This window comes from Frateuria soli (assembly GCF_021117385.1).
Classification (GTDB): Bacteria; Pseudomonadota; Gammaproteobacteria; order Xanthomonadales; family Rhodanobacteraceae; genus Frateuria_A; species Frateuria_A soli.
The window spans coordinates 3072441-3089587 of the sequence record NZ_CP088252.1 but is presented as its reverse complement, the minus strand read 5'-3'; the positions used below and the strand labels follow the sequence as shown (position 1 = coordinate 3089587).

14 protein-coding genes and 1 tRNA gene are annotated in these 17147 nt (G+C 69.6%); 7 read left to right on the top strand and 8 right to left on the bottom strand.

Annotated features, from left to right (window positions below; genetic code table 11):
• Positions 1-113: 113 nt before the first annotated feature.
• The gene (locus LQ771_RS14185; RefSeq protein WP_231350039.1) at positions 114-2012 is read left to right on the top strand and encodes a M61 family metallopeptidase; all 1899 of its coding nucleotides are present in this window, start codon (positions 114-116) and stop codon (positions 2010-2012) included.
• Positions 2013-2328: 316 nt separating this feature from the next.
• A tRNA-Arg gene (locus LQ771_RS14180) sits at positions 2329-2405 on the top strand.
• A 156-nt stretch (positions 2406-2561) separates the two neighbouring features.
• Here the strand turns inward: LQ771_RS14180 and LQ771_RS14175 are convergent.
• The 3 genes from LQ771_RS14175 to ompR form a co-directional block, all read right to left on the bottom strand.
• Positions 2562-4757, bottom strand: coding sequence for an ATP-binding protein (locus tag LQ771_RS14175; RefSeq protein WP_231350038.1), 2196 nt, complete (start codon positions 4755-4757; stop codon positions 2562-2564).
• Positions 4758-4820: 63 nt separating this feature from the next.
• Positions 4821-6158 carry an ATP-binding protein gene (locus tag LQ771_RS14170; RefSeq protein WP_231350037.1) on the bottom strand — a complete coding sequence of 446 codons (1338 nt, stop codon included), beginning with the start codon at positions 6156-6158 and terminating at the stop codon, positions 4821-4823.
• Complete coding sequence (gene ompR / locus LQ771_RS14165; protein ID WP_231350036.1) at positions 6155-6871, bottom strand: osmolarity response regulator transcription factor OmpR; 717 nt, start codon at positions 6869-6871, stop codon at positions 6155-6157. Before ompR ends, LQ771_RS14170 begins: the two co-directional genes overlap by 4 nt.
• A gap of 196 nt (positions 6872-7067) precedes the next feature.
• Here ompR and LQ771_RS14160 point away from each other — a divergent pair, with 196 nt between their 5' ends.
• Positions 7068-7745, top strand: coding sequence for a hypothetical protein (locus LQ771_RS14160; RefSeq protein WP_231350035.1), 678 nt, complete (start codon positions 7068-7070; stop codon positions 7743-7745).
• A 15-nt stretch (positions 7746-7760) separates the two neighbouring features.
• Complete coding sequence (locus LQ771_RS14155) at positions 7761-8711, top strand: alpha/beta hydrolase (RefSeq protein WP_231350034.1); 951 nt, start codon at positions 7761-7763, stop codon at positions 8709-8711.
• Here LQ771_RS14155 and LQ771_RS14150 read toward each other — a convergent pair.
• Positions 8708-9256: a DUF488 domain-containing protein gene (locus LQ771_RS14150; RefSeq protein WP_231350033.1), complete on the bottom strand. Its 549-nt coding sequence runs from the start codon at positions 9254-9256 to the stop codon at positions 8708-8710. The two genes, LQ771_RS14155 and LQ771_RS14150, sit on opposite strands and share 4 nt — an antisense overlap.
• 148 nt (positions 9257-9404) lie before the next feature.
• On the opposite strand from LQ771_RS14150, the gene LQ771_RS14145 reads away from it, so the two are divergent.
• The gene (locus tag LQ771_RS14145; protein WP_231350032.1) at positions 9405-9851 is read left to right on the top strand and encodes a PA2169 family four-helix-bundle protein; all 447 of its coding nucleotides are present in this window, start codon (positions 9405-9407) and stop codon (positions 9849-9851) included.
• A gap of 216 nt (positions 9852-10067) precedes the next feature.
• Here LQ771_RS14145 and LQ771_RS14140 read toward each other — a convergent pair whose 3' ends face one another.
• The 3 genes from LQ771_RS14140 to LQ771_RS14130 form a co-directional block, all read right to left on the bottom strand.
• On the bottom strand, positions 10068-10661 hold the full coding sequence (locus tag LQ771_RS14140) for a hypothetical protein (RefSeq protein ID WP_231350031.1): 594 nt from the start codon (positions 10659-10661) through the stop codon (positions 10068-10070).
• Positions 10662-10763: 102 nt separating this feature from the next.
• Positions 10764-11588 carry an NADPH-dependent 7-cyano-7-deazaguanine reductase QueF gene (queF, locus tag LQ771_RS14135; RefSeq protein WP_231350030.1) on the bottom strand — a complete coding sequence of 275 codons (825 nt, stop codon included), beginning with the start codon at positions 11586-11588 and terminating at the stop codon, positions 10764-10766.
• A gap of 184 nt (positions 11589-11772) precedes the next feature.
• Positions 11773-12765: an aldo/keto reductase gene (locus LQ771_RS14130; protein ID WP_231350029.1), complete on the bottom strand. Its 993-nt coding sequence runs from the start codon at positions 12763-12765 to the stop codon at positions 11773-11775.
• A 118-nt stretch (positions 12766-12883) separates the two neighbouring features.
• Between LQ771_RS14130 and LQ771_RS14125 the strand changes: the two genes are divergently transcribed.
• A complete protein-coding gene (locus LQ771_RS14125; RefSeq protein WP_231350028.1) occupies positions 12884-13798 on the top strand; it encodes a LysR family transcriptional regulator in 915 nt (304 codons plus the stop codon).
• Between the two features lie 28 nt (positions 13799-13826).
• Here the strand turns inward: LQ771_RS14125 and LQ771_RS14120 are convergent, their stop codons facing one another.
• The gene (locus LQ771_RS14120) at positions 13827-14570 is read right to left on the bottom strand and encodes a glutathione S-transferase family protein (protein ID WP_231350027.1); all 744 of its coding nucleotides are present in this window, start codon (positions 14568-14570) and stop codon (positions 13827-13829) included.
• 146 nt (positions 14571-14716) lie between these two features.
• Here LQ771_RS14120 and LQ771_RS14115 point away from each other — a divergent pair, with 146 nt between their 5' ends.
• Positions 14717-17041, top strand: coding sequence for a S9 family peptidase (locus LQ771_RS14115; protein WP_231350026.1), 2325 nt, complete (start codon positions 14717-14719; stop codon positions 17039-17041).
• The last annotated feature ends 106 nt before the right edge of the window (positions 17042-17147 follow it).

Below are 17147 nucleotides of genomic sequence, written 5' to 3'. Positions count from 1 at the left end.
GCGCAGGCCCGCAGGGCCGAAGTCGAAGGACCGGCGCGCGGCACATTCTCTCGCTGCGCTACGCCCCAGGATGAACGGATGAGTTCGAGCACCACCACCGGAGAGCGCCTTCCGTGAAAACCAGACCCATTGCATCCGCCCTGTTCGCCGCCACCTTCGCCCTGGTCGCCGTGCCCGCCTTCGCCGACGTGCCGCCGCCGCGCGACGTGCCCTTCAACGGCACGATCAAGATCAACGTGGACGCGACCGACATCGCCCACCGCGTGTTCCGCGTGCACGAGACCATTCCGGCGCAGCCCGGCCCGCTGACGCTGCTTTATCCGCAGTGGATCCCCGGCCACCACTCGCCGACCGGCCCCATCGACAAGTTCGCCGGCCTGGTGGTCAAGGCCAACGGCAAGGTGCTGACGTGGGTGCGCGATCCGCTCGACGTCTATGCCTTCCACGTCGAGGTGCCGCAGGGCGCGACCGAAGTCGAAGCGCAGTTCCAGTTCCTCTCGCCACAGGACAAGAGCCAGGGTCGCATCGTGATGACGCCCGAGATGCTCAACCTGCAGTGGGACGCGATGAGCCTGTATCCGGCCGGCTACAACACCGACCGCATTATGTCGCAGGCCACCGCCACCTACCCGGCCGGGTGGAAGGCCGCCACCGCGCTCGAGGTGGCCTCCACCGACGGCAACACCGTCACCTACAAGCCGATCGACTACACCAACCTGGTCGACTCGCCGGTGTTCGCGGGCAAATACTTCAAGCGCGTGGACCTGGACCCGGGCGCCAAGGTGCCGGTGTTCATGAACCTCGTCGCGGATGATCCGAAGTACCTGGAGATGAAGCCCGAGCAGCTGAAGCCGCACCGCGAGCTGATCCAGCAGATGTACAAGCTCTACGGCGCGCACCACTACGACCACTACGACTTCCTGGTGTCGCTCACCGACAAGATGAGCGGCATCGGCCTGGAGCATCACCGCTCCAGCGAGGACGGCCTGCCGGCGGACTACTTCACCGAGTGGGACAAGAACGTCTACGCGCGCGACCTGTTCTCGCACGAGTTCAACCACTCCTGGGACGGCAAGTACCGCCGCGGCGCCGACCTGACCACGCCGAACTTCAACGTGCCGATGAGCGACACGCTGTTGTGGGTGTACGAAGGCCAGACCCAGTTCTGGGGCAACGTCATCGCCGCGCGCTCGGGCCTGTGGAACAAGGAAGAGACGCTGGACATGTTCGCCCTCGTCGCCGCCACCTACGACAAGGGCCGTCCGGGCCTGGCGAGCTGGCGCAACGTGCAGGACACCACCAACGATCCGACCATCGCCCAGCGCAGCCCGCTGCCGTATCGCAACTACCAGTCCAGCGAGGACTACTACTCCGCCGGTGCCATGATCTGGCTGGACGTCGATGGCAAGCTGCGCGAACTCACCCGCGGCAAGAAGAAGATCGACGACTTCGCGCGCGCCTTCTTCGGCATGAACAACGGCGACTGGGGCGTCAACACCTACACCTTCGAGGACGTGGTCAAGACGCTCAATGACCTCGCGCCGTACGACTGGACCAGCTACCTGCGCAAGCGCCTGGACGACCACGGTCCGCTGATCGGCGGCATTGCCTCGCACGGCTGGAAGCTGGTGTATACGGACAAGCCCTCCAAGGCCGTCAAGGCGATGGAATCGCGCCGCCATTCCGCCGACCTGACCTACTCGCTGGGCCTGTCGGTGGGCAAGGACGGCGGCATCGGCGACGTGCTGTGGGACGGCCCCGCCTTCAAGGCCGGCCTTGCACCCGCCATGACCATCGTCGCGGTCAACGGCAAGGAATACTCCGCCGACGCCATCAAGGACGCCGTCACTGCCGCGGCGAAGGACAAGAGTCAGCCGGTCGAACTGCTGGTGAAGAACTTCGACGAGTACAAGACCGTCCGCATCGACTACCACGACGGGCTCAAGTACCCGCACCTGGTTCGCGACAACAGCAAGCCGGACACCCTGTCCGACCTCATCAAGCCGCTGTAACCGCTGCGCGCCCTCTTTCCCGGAGGGCCAGATCCGCTCCGCTCCCTCTCCCCTCCGGGGAGAGGGTCGGGGGTGAGGGGCCAAGGCTTGCCAAGGTCCTCATCGACGCCAGGCACCAAAGCCCCTCTCCCCTCGGGAGAGGGGTCGGGAGAGGGTCCGGTCGAGCCTCGAGCCTTCGCTCCGCCTGAAACCTCACCCGCCCTCCGGCCACCCTCTCCCGACGGGAGAGGAAACCGCATCATCCACCCGCCCAACTCCGCTATACTGCCCGTCCGCCGCGGATCGACCGATCCTCCGCGCGGCCTCGCAACACCACGCGCCCGTAGCTCAGCCGGATAGAGTAGTGGCTTCCGAAGCCATTGGTCGGGGGTTCGAATCCCTCCGGGCGCGCCATCCCTCGCTCTGCGCAGCACCCCACAGGCAAGCCCTGGCGTGGTGACGGCCACGCGCCGCCGTCCGTGCCACGGTCACTTGCTGCGCTGGCTTTGACTGCAGATCTCCCGACCGATGCGGCCGCGGGTGTGCGCGCGGCAACGCGAGGCGACGGCGTCAGGCCGGGCGGGCCTTGACCGCGGCGTCGCTTTTCCGGGGTGCCGGAGTTTCTGCCAGCAGGTCGCGCAGCATCAGGGCCGTAGCCTGGAGTTCCGCCTGGAGCGCGCCCAGCGCCGGTTCCAGACCGCCCTCCTGGCGCAGGGATTCGCGCAGCTGCGTGCACAACACCACGCCCTGGCTGCGCCCCATCACGAGGAACGCGTTCTGCAGGCGGTGCAGCCGGGCGGCGGTGGCGGTGCGGTCGTACGCGCGCAGGGCGGCGAGGAGTTCCTCGTTGTCGTTCTGCAGTTCGCTCTGCCAGCTCTGCAGGTAGGTGCGACGCTGTTCCGGCGTGGCGATGCGGCAGATCAGCGCGAGCGAGCTTTCCGCCGGACGGGGGGGCGTATCGCGCGCCGCGGAGGCCGACGGCGCGCTGGCAGGAGGGGCTGGCGCGCGGGTGCCGACCTGGCGCAGCAGACCGAGCAGGCGTTCGATCGAGACCGGTTTGGTGAGGTAGGCGGTGGCGCCGGTGGCGAGGGCCTGCTCGATGGCCTCCGGATCGGAGTCGGCGCTCAGCATCACGATCGGCGTGTCGTCCTGCGGGTGGCGGTGGCGGTAGCGGGCGAGTACGCCCAGGCCGGACAGGTCGGGCATGTGCATGTCCAGCAGCACCAGTTGCGGGCGGTGCGGACCGTCCATCGCCTGCAGGCCTTCCTCGCCGCTGCCGGCGAAGATCACCCGGTGGCCGGCGCGGCGCAGCAGGTGGCCGAGGGTATCGCGGCTGGAACGGTTGTCGTCGACCACCAGGCAGGTGAGCGCCGGAACACGGGCGCGATGGGCGTCCAGTGCGGTGACGGTGTCCAGCGGTTCGGTGACGGCCTGCTCGGGTGCGGCGCGCTCGAGCGGCATGGCCGCGGTGAAGATGCTGCCGCCGCCGGGGTTGTCGCCGACCGCCACGCGGCCGCCCATCTGCTGGCAGATGCTGCGCACGATGTGCAGCCCCAGGCCGGTGCCGTCGTGGCGGCGCACCAGGCCGCCGCTGGTCTGGTAGAACGGATCGAAGATGCGGGCCTTCATGTCGTCCGGCACGCCGCTGCCGGTGTCGGTGACGGTGCACAGCAGGCGCGGCTGGATCAGGCCGTTGTCGGCCAGGCGCAGTTCGATGCTGACATCGCCGCCGGCCGGCGTGAACTTGACCGCGTTGGTGCCGAGGTTGATCAGCACCTGCGCGATGCGGCCGGGGTCGCCCAGCATGGCATCGTCCAGGCCGCGGCCCTGCACGGTGCGCAGGCGCACGCCGCGCTGGTGCGCCAGCGGGCCAACCACGTCGCGCACCTGCCCCAGCACGTTGGCGACCAGGAACGGCTCGCGCGCGAAGTGCAGGCGGCCGGCGTCGATCGCCGCCACGTCGAGCACGTCGTTGACCCGCTGCAGCAGCGCGGTGGCGTTGGCGCGCAGCGCGTGCATGAGCTGGCGGTCGGAAGCTTCCAGCGTGGCGGTGTCGATCAGCGAGGCGGCATGCACCACGGTGTTGAGTGGCGTGCGCAGCTCGTGGCTCATGGTGGCGATGAAACGGCTTTGCGCATCGCGCGAGCGCAAGGCCGACTGCGAGATGGCCGAGATCGTGCCGAGCAGGCGATAGACGGTCAGCGGCAGGCCGACCATCAGCACCAGCGCGAAGGGAATGAAGGCCGGTCGGTCGGTCCAGTAGTGCGGCGGCGCGGCCAGGCCAAGCACCAGTACCGAGCCGCCCATGAAGCCGAAGAACATGCCGCGACCGAAGCGCGTGCCGACCATGATGGTCGCCAGCGGCAGCAGCGTGATCATCGAGATGCACAGGTTCCAGGCAAGCCCGAGCAAGGCGCCGATGCCCAGCACGTTCACCGCCGCGCCGATGCCGTCGACCAACTCGGTGGTGCGCACCACGCGCAGGCGCACGGCGCCCATCCAGGCCAGGCTGAGCGCGAGGAAAAGTTCGGCCCACGGGCGCAGCAGCAGCGCCTCGCCGCTCAGCACGTTACTCGAGTGCGAGGGACCGGCCACGTGCTGCCAGTACAGGCACCACAGCAGGGTCAGCGCCAGCAGCAGGGTGCGGCGCACCGAGACGTGGTATTCACCGTAGCTGGCGACCAGCCGGGCGAGCCGGCCGTCGCGCAGGCGCTGGGCGATGATGCGCAGCGAGCTTGGCGGCGCTTCCGCAGTTTCAGGATTCATTGGAAGTCCCCCCGCTTGGCGGCGCCGGCGAACCGGCGCCGCTGGGCCGCATTGTACGCGCAGTCAGGGCGGGCTGACCCCGGAATGTTTCCTAGCCGGGGGAGCGGCAGCGGTGCAGGTCGGGATGGAGAATCGCAGGGTGGCGGCAAGGCCGCCACCGGTGCGGTTGGCCAGCAGCAGCTCACCGCCATGCCAATGCGCTGCGCGGGCGGCGATGGAGAGGCCCAGGCCGCTGCCGCCGCCGCCACGGGCCGGATCGCCGCGCAGGAAAGGCTGGCCCAGTCGCCCGAGCAGCCCGGGCGGCACGCCGGAACCGCGGTCGGTCACCCGGATCTCGATGGCCTTGTCCATGCGGGCCAGCGTGACCGCGAAGGGCGGCGCGCCGTAGCGCTCGGCGTTGTCTATCAGGTTGCCCAGGGCGCGGCGCAGCAGGGTCGGGCGGACCGGGACGGTGACTTCGGCAGGACTTTCCAGTTGCCAGTCGTCCGGCTGCAGGCGCAGCGCGAGCAACTGGCCGGCGAGGGTGGCCAGGTCCGTCGGCAGCAGCGCTTCGTCGCGGCCTTCGCGCACGAAGGCCAGGCATTGCTCGAGCGCGCCGTCGAGCTCCTCGAGGTCGGCGACCATGGCATCACGGCGCACGGGGTCGCCGGCGTCACCCAGCTCCAGCGCCAAGCGCAGGCGCGCCAGCGGCGTGCGCAGGTCGTGGGAGATGCCGGCGAGCATCAGCTCGCGCTCGCGCGCGACGGCGCGCAGTCGCTCGCCGGCGTTACCGATGGCATCGGCCAGGCGACGCACTTCGCGCGGGCTGCCCTCCAGCCCGGCACCGGTAGGCGCGCCGGCAAGCAGGCCCGGCGCCTGCGCGGCGAGGCGTTCGAGCGGGCGGGTCACCAGGCGTGCGGCCAGTCCGGCGGCGGCGAGCGCGATCAGGGCGGCGAACACGCTGAGCGACAGTGCCGAATCGAGCAGGCGCGAGCGGTAGCTGGGGGTACGCAGCACGATCCAGCGGGCGGGATCGCGCGCGCTGCGAACCCACAATTGGGAATCGGGCGTCTGCGTGGCGACCACCCGCGACGGATCGCCCAGTGCGGTGCCGACCGTGCGTGCCACGGCGGCCAGCGCCGGCGCGATGCGGCGCACACTCGATGCGGGCGGCTGCCCATCGCTTACATGCACGCCGAGCAGGCGCAGCGAGCCGAGTACCCGGCGTGCGGCCGGGTCCTGCGGACGCGACGCCAGTTCGTCGGTGGCCAGCGCCGTGGCGAGCGCGAGGCGGCCGTAGCTGTCGCTCACCACCTGCCGCCCGAAGCGCCGCTGCAAGGCGCTGGACAGTACGAGCGCCAGCAACAGCGCCGCGGCCACCAGCACCAGCACCAGCGCGAAGGTCGATGGCGCGCGCTTCATGCGCGGCCGCCGTCGGGCACGAACACGTAGCCCTCGCCCCACACCGTCTGCAGCCAGCGCGGCTGGCGTGGATCGTCCTCCAGGCAGCGACGCAGGCGCGAGACCATCACGTCGATGCTGCGGTCGAAAGCCTCGTGGTCGCGGCCGCGCGCCAGCGCGATCAGGCGCTCCCGGCTGAGCGTCTGGAACGGATGGGCCACCAGCGCGGCGAGCACGGCGAACTCGCCGCTGGTGAGCCTTACCGTCGCCTCGCCGTCGATTAGCTGGCGCGTGGCCGGATCGAATACGAAACGGCCGAACGAAACCTTTGCCTGCTCGACCTGCGGCGCGCCGACCGCACTGCGCGGGCGCCGGCGCAGCACCGCGCGAATGCGCGCGACCAGCTCGCGCGGGTTGCACGGCTTGGGGAGGTAATCGTCCGCGCCCAGTTCCAGGCCGACGATGCGATCGACCTCGTCGCCCTTGGCGGTGAGCATGATCACCGGGGTGTCCACCCCTTCGGCGCGCAGGCTGCGGCAGAGCTCCAGCCCGTCGGCGTCGGGCAGCATCAGGTCCAGCACGATCAGGTCCACGTGGTGCGCGGCCAGGGCGCGACGCATGCCGGCGGCGTTGGCCGCACCCAACGCGCGCAGGCCCTGCTGCGCGAGGTAGCGCTCCAGCAGGTCGCGCAGGCGCAGGTCGTCGTCGACGACCAGGATGTGGGCCGGGTCCATGGGCGCGGACTATCGCGTGGGTGCGGCCCGGGCGGCAAGCGGGCGGCGGGTGCATTTGTAAACGGATGTTTCCGTGACGGGCGTGGGCAACACCCGCTCACACCGTCATGCGTGCGCGACACACCTGCGGCGCCGCGGCGCGGGCACGATCGCCCCACGTCCAGCCCGGACGCTTCGAACCGAAAAGGAGTCCGCCATGCGCCTGTCGATCGTGTCGCTGGGTCTTGCCTGCCTGCTTGTCGCCCCGCCATCCCCGGCCGACGTGCACCGCCGTGCGGTGGCTCACCACACCGGTGACGGTGGCGCCGTTCGTGCGCACGGAACGCTGGCCGACGGCCCGGAAGGCCGCCGCGCCTGGCACGTCGGTGGTGCCGTGCGTGATGGCGGGGGCAGCCTGGGCCACGCGCGCGCCAGTGGCGTGGCCGGTGCGAACGGCCGCCTCGCGGGCGGCCACCGCGCCACCGCAGGCACCGACGGTACGATCACCCGGCAGGGTGGCGTCGTGGCGCGGGGGACCAACGGTGGAACGGTGCGGGGTGAACGCAGTGTGCAGCGCAACCCGGATGGCTCGGTGCAGGCCGGCCACGCGGTGAACGGGCAGGGCGCCGCGGGCGGCAGCTTCAGCCGAAGCGGCCACCGCACGCGTGGCGCGGACGGCGAACGCATGGCGAGCCATCAGACCCGGGCCAGCGGTGCGCGTGGCAGTTACGAGGGCAGCACCACCCGCGCCGCCGGCACGATCGACCATGCCAGCATGGTCGAAGGGGCCAACGGCAATACCTACGCAGGCCAGACCAGCTACACGCACGGCGAGGGCCTCAGCCACACCGGCACCTGCACCAACGCGCAGGGCCAGACCTCCGACTGCAGGTAACCAGGAGCGGATGCGATGAAACCGACGAAAGCCTTTTTCCGCGCCGGCCTGCTGTCCGTGCTGCTGGCCCCCCTCTGCCTGTCGGCGACGGCCGGCAGCCTGCGCGAGCGGCTGGCCCAGCGCCGTGCCGCGGCCGGCCTGGAAGCCGTGGACACCACCCCGGCAACGCTTCCGCCCGGCGTGCGCGTGCTGCGCGACGTGCCGTATGGCGGCGACCCGGCGCAGCGGATGGACGTCTATCTGCCCTCGCAAGGCGCCGCGCACGCGCCAGTGATCTTCATGGTGCACGGTGGCGGCTGGGCGCGCGGCGACAAGGCGATGCGCAGCGTGGTCGAGAACAAGGTCGCCCGCTGGGTGCCGCGCGGTTTCGTGCTGATCTCCACCAACTACCGCATGCTGCCGGGCACGCGTCCGATCGAGCAGGCGCGCGACGTGGCGCGCGCGCTGGCAGTGGCGCAGGGACGCGCCGCCGGCTGGGGCGCCGACCGCGACCGCTTCATCCTGATGGGCCACTCGGCCGGCGCGCACCTGGTCGGCCTGCTGGCGGCCGAGCCGGAGCTGGCCTTCGACCGTGGCGCGCTGCCATGGCTGGGCACGGTGTCGCTGGACAGTGCCGCGCTCGACGTGGTGGCGATCATGCAGGGCCCGCACCTGCCGCTGTACGACGCGGCCTTCGGCGACGATCCCGCCTACTGGCGCGCAGCCTCGCCGCTGCAGCAGCTCGAGTCCCGTGGCGTACCGTTCCTGGCGGTGTGCTCCACCCGCCGGCAGGAGTCCTGCCCGCAGGCGCGCAACTTCGCGATCAAGGCCAGCAGACTGCGCATGCGCGCGCAGGTGCTGGGCGAGGACCTCACGCACCGGGAGATCAACGAACAACTGGGCACGCCAGGCGGCTACACCACGCAGGTGGAGACCTTCCTCGCCACGCTCGATCCCGTGGTCGCGCGGCGGCTGGACGCGCGCTAGGACTGGGGCGGATAGACCAGGTGATCGCCATCGCGCCTGGCCGCCGGCGTCATCTTCGCAGGCTCCGCGCGTCCGTGGCCGTCGATGTGGCAGGCGGTACGGCCCGCAGCAAGCAGGTAGTCGATGATGATCCGGCGGTGGCAGCGCCACCACAGCACCTCGGCGCACATCAACGTGCAGCGTCGTTGCGAGGAAAGCTCCAGCAACTGCGCCAGACCGGCATGGAAATCCTCGCCCATGGCGTAGTCGGCGTAGCGGCGGAAACTCGCGTTCTGCCAGAAGCCGTTGGGCGAAGAGCCGGCCGCCAGAGTGCGTCCGCGCCGTCCGCCCAGCAGTGCCAGATGCAGGTAGTCGATGTCCAGCGGCCGCAGCGACGCGGCGAGCGCCGGCCCATCGAACTGCGGAAAGCGGCGCGAGCCGGGCTGGCGCCGCACGTCGACGACGCAGTCGATTGCGTTCGCCTGCAGCAGCGCGACGAACGCTTCGAGCGTGTGCGTGGAATGGCCGATGCCGAACACCGGCGGGAGCGGGGCATGCGCTTGCATGGACCGAGCATGCACCCGTGCGTGTGGCTGTCGCGCGATGGCGTCGCGCTTCACGGGACCATCGCCGCGAGTTCCTACGATGGTCTGGCGGGGTCCCCCGTCATTCATCGACCGCCCGCGCCCCATCCCGATGGCGAGAGTTATCCCCATGCACAATCACGACATCCGCGTACTCAATGACCTGATCGAAACCACCATCGACAGCGCCGAAGGCTATGCCGAGGCCGCCCGCGAGACACAGAGCCCGCGCTTCAGCGTGACCTTCCGCACGCGTGCCAGCGAGCGCCGCCTGGTGGCGACGCGCCTGCAGCAGAAGGTGGAGGAGCTGGGCGGCACGCCCGAGGACGACGGCAGCGTGCTGGCCTCCGCACACCGCATGTTCACCAACCTGCGCCGGAGCCTGCACGACGAAACCGCCGTGATCGACGAGGTCGAGCGCGGCGAGGACCACATCAGGCACAAGTTCGAGGATGCGCTGGAGGATGGGGACGTCAGTCCTCCCATCCGTGCGCTGATCGCCGATACGTTCCGCTCGGTGCGCTCGGGCCACGACCAGATGAGCGACCTCAGGCGCGCCGCGCACAAGACGCAATGAGGGTTTGCGCCCTCCCCCGGGGCGGGGCCAACTGTTCTCTATCCCCTCGGGGAGAGGGCCGGGGGCGAGGTGTGCGGCTCTTGCGGTTCGCTTGACTGGAGCGGCGGTGCCTGATCGGAGCGTGGCTCCGATGAGGTTCCCCGCGAGCTCCGCCCTCCTCACCTCAATCCTGTCCCCAGGGGAGAGGAGGCGAACGCCAAGAGCCGTGCCGTGCCCTCAGGCCGCCTTCACCTCGAAGGTCTGGCTTGCCGCCGGCTTGCCGTCGATGGCGATCTCCACCTTGTACTTGCCCGCCGGCCAGTCGTTCGGGTTGCGCAGCTTGAAGGTGGTGGTGGCCGGGCCGTCGGTGGCGATGGTCTGGCTGATCGTCGTCACGTCCTGGCCCTTGCCCTCCAGATAACTGAAGTGCGCGCTCAGGGTGGCGCCAGTGGTGGTGCCGGTGGTCGCGACACTGGCGTAGATCGTGTTCTGGGAAGGGTCGAAAGAGGTCGTCGGCTTGGCGATCTTGTAGCTGGCGGTCACCGACTCGCCCATCTGCACCTGGTCGACCTTGAACACGTGGGTGGCCGCGGGCGTGACGGCGGCGCTGGTGCCGGCTGCCGCCGGCGCGGCGGCCGTGCCGCTGGTGGCCGGGAGCGGCGCGGAGCTGGCGGGTGTCGGCGCGGTGTGCGCCACGGCCGGGGCCGGGACGGTGCTGGCGGCCGGCGGCGTGGTGGCGGCCTGGTCCTCGTGCTTGCCACAGGCGGCGAGCAGCAGCAGTCCGGCCAGGGCCGTGCCGTGCAGGGCGAGCGAGCGAGTCTGGATCTTCATGGCGGGTACCCGTTGCAAGTGTCGAGGGGCCGCAGGGCGGCCACCCGAAAAAGGCTAGCGCCCCCGATCTGAAGCGCCGATTACCGGGCGTGAGCCTGCCTGCTATTGGCGCGCCGCGCGTGGATTGCTGGGCACGGCCGTCGGGTCGGTGCTGCGGAACGGGTTGATATCGAGGCCGCCGCGGCGGGTGTAGCGCGCGTAAACGCTGAGTCGTTCGGGCGCGCAGCGCGCCATCAGGTCGACGAAGATCCGCTCCACGCACTGCTCGTGGAACTCGTTGTGCGTCCGGAAGGACACCAGATAGCGCAACAGCCCCGCGTGGTCGATCGGTGCGCCGCGGTAGGCGATCTGCACACTGCCCCAGTCCGGCTGGCCGGTCACCGGGCAGTTCGAGCGCAGCAGGTGCGAGACCAGGGTTTCCTCCACCGGCCCGGCGTTGTGGTTGGCGCTGAGGTAGCCGGGCTTGGGCGGACCGTAGTCGTCGATCTCGAGCGGCTGGTCGTCGAGCAGTGCGCCGGGCAGGTCGGTGATCGCGTGGCCCGGTGCGGAGGGTGCGCTCAACGTGACCGCGACCGGGGCACCGGCGGCGGCCGACAGATCACGCACCAGAGCGTCGTGCAGGGCGACCGTGTCGATCCGCTCCTGCGAAAAGCCATTGAGATACAGCTTGAACGACTTCGACTCGATGATGTTGGGCGAGTCGGCCGGCACGCGGAATTCGGCCAGCGCCACCTGCGGCTTGCCGCGGGCGTCGAGCCAGGAGAGCTCGTAGGCGTTCCAGATGTCCACGCCGCTGAAGGGCAGCGGATCGATCACGCCGATCTCGATGCGCTTCTGTTCGCGCGGGATCGGGAACAGCAGGGAAGGGTCGTAGCGGTCGGCGTAGACGGTGGCCTTGCCGAGGGGGGAGTGTTCGGGGGTGCTCATGGCGGCAAGTGTAGAGCTTTGCTCCCTCTCCCCTCCGGGGGGAGGGCCGGGGGCGAGGGGTCGCGCTTGCGGGGAGCCGGCTTCCACACTTGCCGACGTCGACAAGCTCGCCCGCGAACCCCGGCCCCTCACCCAAAACCCTCTCCCCGGATTGGAGAGGGCTTCAACGCGGAGGACCTGGCGGTTATGCGTTGATCATCTGCATCGACGGGCCGGCGTAGCGGGCGCCCGCCGCCGCATTCGGCGGAAACACTGCATCGATCGCCGCGCGCTCGGTCGTGGTCAGCCGCACGTCCAGCGCGCCCAGGTTCTCGTCCAGCCGCGAGCGATGGCGGGTGCCGGGGATGGCCAGCACGTCCTCGCCCTGGGCCAGCACCCAGGCCAGCGCCAGTTGCGCCGGCGAGCAGCCCTTGTCGGCAGCCAGCTTCTTCACCTCGTCGACCAGTGCCAGGTTGCGGGCGAAATTCTCGCCCTGGAAGCGCGGATTGTGGCGGCGGAAGTCGTCGGCCGCGAAGTCGTCCGGCGAGCGGATCGTGCCGGTGAGGAAGCCGCGCCCCAGCGGCGAGTAGGCGACCAGGCTGACGCCGAGCCGGCGGCAGGCGGCGAGCATGCCGTTCTCCTCAGGGTCGCGCGTCCACAGCGAGAACTCGCTCTGCAGCGCGGCAATCGGGTGCACCGTGCAGGCGCGCGTCAGGGTCTGGCCGGAGGCCTCGGACAGGCCGAGGTAGCGTACCTTGCCGGCCTTCACCAGCTCGGCCATGGCGCCGACGGTTTCCTCGATCGGCACGCCGGGGTCGACACGGTGCTGGTAGTAGAGGTCGATCGTCTCGATGCCGAGGCGCTTGAGGCTGCCCTCGCAGGAGGCGCGCACATACTCCGGGCGGCCGTTGACGCCACGCGCGGAAGGGTTGGCCGGGTCGCGCACGATGCCGAACTTGGTGGCGACGAAGGCTTGCTCGCGGCGGCCCTTGATGGCGCGGCCGACCAGTTCCTCGTTGGTGTGCGGGCCATACATGTCCGCGGTGTCCAGCAGCGTGACGCCGCGATCGAGTGCGTGCCGGATGGTGGCGATCGACTCGGCGTCGTCGTGGGCGCCGTAGAAGTCGCTCATGCCCATGCAGCCGAGGCCGAGGGCGGAAACGTTGGGGCCGTTGCGGCCGAGGGTACGGGTTTCCATGAGACTGCTCCTGGTGGGGTGGCGAACCTACGCCGTGGAAGGTGTGCGCATCGTGCGCGCCAGCGGCGCTCGGGATAAATGCTCAATAATCGGCAACACCTTTCCAAAAAACACAACAATGGATCGCCTGCATGCCATGCGGCTGTACGCCCGCATCGTCGAACTGGGAAGCTTCACCGCCGCGGCGGACGACCTGGCGCTGCCGCGCGCCACCGTCACCCACGCCATCAAGTCGCTGGAGGCGCGGCTGGGCGCGCAACTGCTGCAGCGGACCACCCGCCGTGTGCGGGTGACCTGCGAGGGCAAGACCTACTACCAGCACTGCGTGCGCCTGCTGGCCGACGTGGACGAGGTGGAAGCCGACTTCCGCGAGGCCGGGCTGGTGCCCCGTGGACGATTGCGCGTGGACCTGTCGGCGGCGCTGGCGCGGCTGCTGGTGGTTCCCGCCTTGCCGGAATTCCTGGCACGCTTCCCGCGGATCGAGCTGGAGCTGGGCACCGGCGACCGCTTCGTCGACCTGGTGCGCGAGGGCGTGGACTGTGCGCTGCGCGTCGGCGAGCCGGGCGACACCGGCATGGTTGGCCGGCGTATCGCCACGCTGCCACAGGTCACCGTGGCCAGCGCCGCTTACGTTCGCCGGCACGGCAGGCCGAAGACGCTGGCCGATCTGCAGACCGGCCACTATGCCGTGCACTGGGCGTCGCCGACCACGCGCCGGCCGGAGCCGCTGGAGTTCGTGGCGGGGCGGCGCCGTCGCGAGCTTCAGCTGCCCGGGCGCATCACGGTGAACGGTGCCGATGCCTACCTCGCCTGCTGCCGCGCGGGGCTGGGGATCGCGCAGTTCTCGCATTACCGCATCGCCGACGAGCTGGCCGATGGGCGCATGTGCGAATTGCTGCCCGACATCCGGCCGCCGGCGTTGCCGATGACGGTGCTCTACCCGCCACAGCGGCAGATGCCGGCGCGGTTGCGGGTGTTCATCGACTGGCTGGTGGAGCAGGCGGCGTCGCGGTTCGGGAGCCGCGGTTCGTAGGGCCGTCTGAAGCCCCCCGCGAGCGCGCTTACATGCGGGGCAGGCCGTGCCGCGGCGTTGCGGTGCCGAACGTCTCCGTCGTCAGGGGCGCGCCCACCGCCGCCAGCACCGCCCGTTGCCCGGCCAGCGGCTGGCGCAGCATCGCATCCTCCAGCCGGGCCAGTTTGCGGAACGGTTCCAGCGCCAGCACGCTCTCCACGAACCCTGCGCTGCGCGGCCATCGCGCCGCATCGATCGTGAATCGGACGAACGCCGCCGTCCTGAACATGCAGGCGATGGCGATGTCGGCGATCGACAGGTCGCCGAACAGCAAGCCCTCGGCGGGCAACTGCGATTCCAGGTAATCGAGCGCACGCGGGATGTGCCGCTCCAGCGTGTCCTGCACGACCGCCTCGTCGGCGGTTTCGCCGAACACGTGGCGGCGGATCGCCTTCTGGTAGAACAGCCGCCAGATCAGCGCGTCGGCCAGCGCGGTATCGGCGTACTCCTCCAGCCAGCGCGCCCGTGCGCGATCGACCGGGTCGGCCGGGTAGAGCGGGGGCTGCGGACGGCTGTCTTCCAGATACTGGCAGATCACCGACGAATCGTTGAAAACGCGCCCGTCCTCGATCAGCACCGGAATGCGGCGCAGTGGGCTCATGCGCTCGAAGTCGTCGTTGCCGACGAATGGCGCGATCGGGTCGATCTCGTAGCGCAGCCCCTTCAGTTCCATGCACACCAGCACCTTGCGCACGTAGGGCGAGACGTAGTTGCCGATCAGGGTGAGGGCCATGCCTGCTCCGGTGGAGGGTAGGAGGAGAGGACGAGCGTGCCGGCACGTCGTCCGCGCCGTCAACGCCCCCCACTAATGGCATGGGTGCCATGACTTTAGGCACGTTACGATCGACCAATCCGCATGTCCTCCAAAGGGGAAACACGATGGCATCGATGATCGGCAGCCCGTGCCTGGCGGGCGCGCTGGCCCTGGCCCTGGTGGCCACCGGCGCAATGGCCCAGGGCCACACGCTGACCAGGGACGACTACGCCCGCGCGGAGCGCTTTCTCGGCAACAACACCGCGCCGCTGGTCGACCATGCGATCGGACGCGTGACCTGGCTGGACGACGGCCACTTCTGGTACGTCGACCACGACGCCAAGGGCGACCACTACCGCGTGATGGACGCGACCACCGGCAAGGTCTCCGACGCGTTCGACCAGCCCCGGCTCGCCGCCGCGCTGGGCAAGGCGCTGGCCAAGCCGGTGAAGGCCGGCAAGCTCGGCATCCGCGAATACGTGGTTGCCGCCGACGGTCGTCTGGACATCCAGCTCAACGGCAAGCACTACCTGTGCGACCTCAAGCCGGCGCAGGGCGAATGCGTGGTCAAGAAGGCCGGCAAGGAACCGGGCGTGCTCTCGCCGGACAAGAAGACCGAAGCCTTCATCCGCGACTGGAACCTGTGGCTGCGCGACGTGGCTACCGGCAAGGAAACCCGGCTGACCACCGACGGCGTGGAGAATTTCGGCTACGCCACCGACAACGCCGGCTGGAAGCACACCGACAACGCCATCCTGGTGTGGTCGCCCGATTCGAAGAAGATCGCCACTTTCCAGCAGGACCAGCGCAAGACCGGCGACATGTACCTGCTCAAGACGCAGATCGGCCATTCCGAACTGGAGCAGTGGAAGGGCCCGCTGGCGGGCGACAAGAACGTGACCATGATCGAGCGCGTCGTCATCGATGTGCCGAGCAAGAAGGTGGTGCGCTTGAAGATGCCGCCCGACCAGCATCGTTCGACCCTTTGCGACGACATCAGCTGCGGCCCTGCCGGTGGCTGGGACGACGTGAAGTGGGCGCCGGACGGCAAGTCGCTGGCCTTCGTCTCCACCTCGCGCTACCACAAGGACGAGTGGCTCCGCATCGCCGATCCGAAGACCGGTGACGTGCGCACGGTGTTCGAGGAGCACGTGCCGACCTACTTCGAAAGTGGCAACGGCCAGGTCAACTGGTTCTACCTGCCCGAGAGCCGGGAGGCGATCTGGTTCTCCGAGCGCAATGACTGGGGCAACCTGTATCTCTACGACCTGGATAACGGCAAGCTCAAGCACGCCATCACCACCGGCGAGGGCAACGTCACCGAGGTGCTCAGGGTCGACCCGAAGACGCGCACCGCGTGGTTCCGCGGCGTCGGCCGCACTCCGGGCGTGAACCCGTACTACCAGCAGTTCTTCAAGGTCGGCCTGGATGGCGGCAAGCCGGTGCTGCTGACGCCGGAGGCGGCCAACCACGAGATCACGCTTTCGCCGGACGGCCACGCCTTCGTCGATACGTATTCGACACCGACCACGCCGCCCGTGACCGTGCTGCGCGACAGCGGCGACGGCCACGTGCTCGCCACCGTCGCCAAGGCCGACATCAGCCGTCTGCGCGCGGCCGGCTGGGTGCCGCCGACCCCGATCACGGTGAAGGCGCGCGATGGCAAGACCGACCTGTACGGCATGCTGTTCAAGCCGACCCGCTTCGACCCGAACAAGAAGTACCCGGTCATCGACTACATCTATCCGGGTCCGCAGACCGGTTCGGTGCGCGGCCGCAACTTCCTTTCCGCGCGCGGCGACAACCAGGCGCTGGCCGAGCTGGGCTTCATCGTGGTGGCGATCGACGGCATGGGCACGCCATGGCGCTCGAAGTCCTTCCACGACACCTGGTACGGCAACATGGGCGACAACACGCTGCCCGACCAGGTCGCCGGCATCAAGGAACTGGGCAAGCGCTACGGCTGGATCGACCTCGACCGCGTCGGCATCTGGGGCCACTCCGGCGGCGGCAACGCCACGGCGGACGCGATGTTCCGCTACCCCGATTTCTTCAAGGTCGGCTGGTCCGAGAGCGGCAACCACGACAACCGCAACTACGAGGACGACTGGGCCGAGAAGTACCAGGGCCCGCTGGTGGTGAACAAGGACGGCACCACCAATTACGACGACCAGGCCAACCAGAACCATGCGGCCAACCTCAAGGGCAAGCTGATGCTGGTGCACGGCACGCTGGACGACAATGTGCCGCCGTCCAACACGCTGCTGGTGGCCGATGCGTTGATCAAGGCGAACAAGGACTTCGACCTGCTGATGATCCCCAACGTGCACCATGGCTATGGCAAAGAGAAGGGTTCCTATGCCATGCGCCGGCGCTGGGACTACTTCGTGCGCAACCTGGCCGGCAACACCCCGCCGAAGGAATACGCGATCACGTTGCCTGAGGACTGAGGCCGATGGTCGCGACCGGACATCCCGGTCGCGACCCCGATCCCTGCAGGAGTGCACCGGTGCGTGACCGCCAACCATTCCGGTCGCGCACACAGGTGCGCTCCTG

Excerpts from the sequence above, each read along its gene's own strand:
- LQ771_RS14115 (WP_231350026.1), top strand. The coding sequence starts at position 14,717 with ATGGCATCGATGATCGGCAGCCCGTGCCTGGCGGGCGCGCTGGCCCTG.
- LQ771_RS14170 (WP_231350037.1), bottom strand. The coding sequence starts at position 6,158 with ATGAAGCGCGCGCCATCGACCTTCGCGCTGGTGCTGGTGCTGGTGGCC.
- queF (WP_231350030.1), bottom strand. The coding sequence starts at position 11,588 with ATGAGCACCCCCGAACACTCCCCCCTCGGCAAGGCCACCGTCTACGCC.
- LQ771_RS14120 (WP_231350027.1), bottom strand. The coding sequence starts at position 14,570 with ATGGCCCTCACCCTGATCGGCAACTACGTCTCGCCCTACGTGCGCAAG.
- LQ771_RS14145 (WP_231350032.1), top strand. The coding sequence starts at position 9,405 with ATGCACAATCACGACATCCGCGTACTCAATGACCTGATCGAAACCACC.
- LQ771_RS14125 (WP_231350028.1), top strand. The coding sequence starts at position 12,884 with ATGGATCGCCTGCATGCCATGCGGCTGTACGCCCGCATCGTCGAACTG.
- LQ771_RS14175 (WP_231350038.1), bottom strand. The coding sequence starts at position 4,757 with ATGAATCCTGAAACTGCGGAAGCGCCGCCAAGCTCGCTGCGCATCATC.
- ompR (WP_231350036.1), bottom strand. The coding sequence starts at position 6,871 with ATGGACCCGGCCCACATCCTGGTCGTCGACGACGACCTGCGCCTGCGC.
- LQ771_RS14160 (WP_231350035.1), top strand. The coding sequence starts at position 7,068 with ATGCGCCTGTCGATCGTGTCGCTGGGTCTTGCCTGCCTGCTTGTCGCC.
- LQ771_RS14150 (WP_231350033.1), bottom strand. The coding sequence starts at position 9,256 with ATGCAAGCGCATGCCCCGCTCCCGCCGGTGTTCGGCATCGGCCATTCC.
- LQ771_RS14140 (WP_231350031.1), bottom strand. The coding sequence starts at position 10,661 with ATGAAGATCCAGACTCGCTCGCTCGCCCTGCACGGCACGGCCCTGGCC.
- LQ771_RS14130 (WP_231350029.1), bottom strand. The coding sequence starts at position 12,765 with ATGGAAACCCGTACCCTCGGCCGCAACGGCCCCAACGTTTCCGCCCTC.
- LQ771_RS14155 (WP_231350034.1), top strand. The coding sequence starts at position 7,761 with ATGAAACCGACGAAAGCCTTTTTCCGCGCCGGCCTGCTGTCCGTGCTG.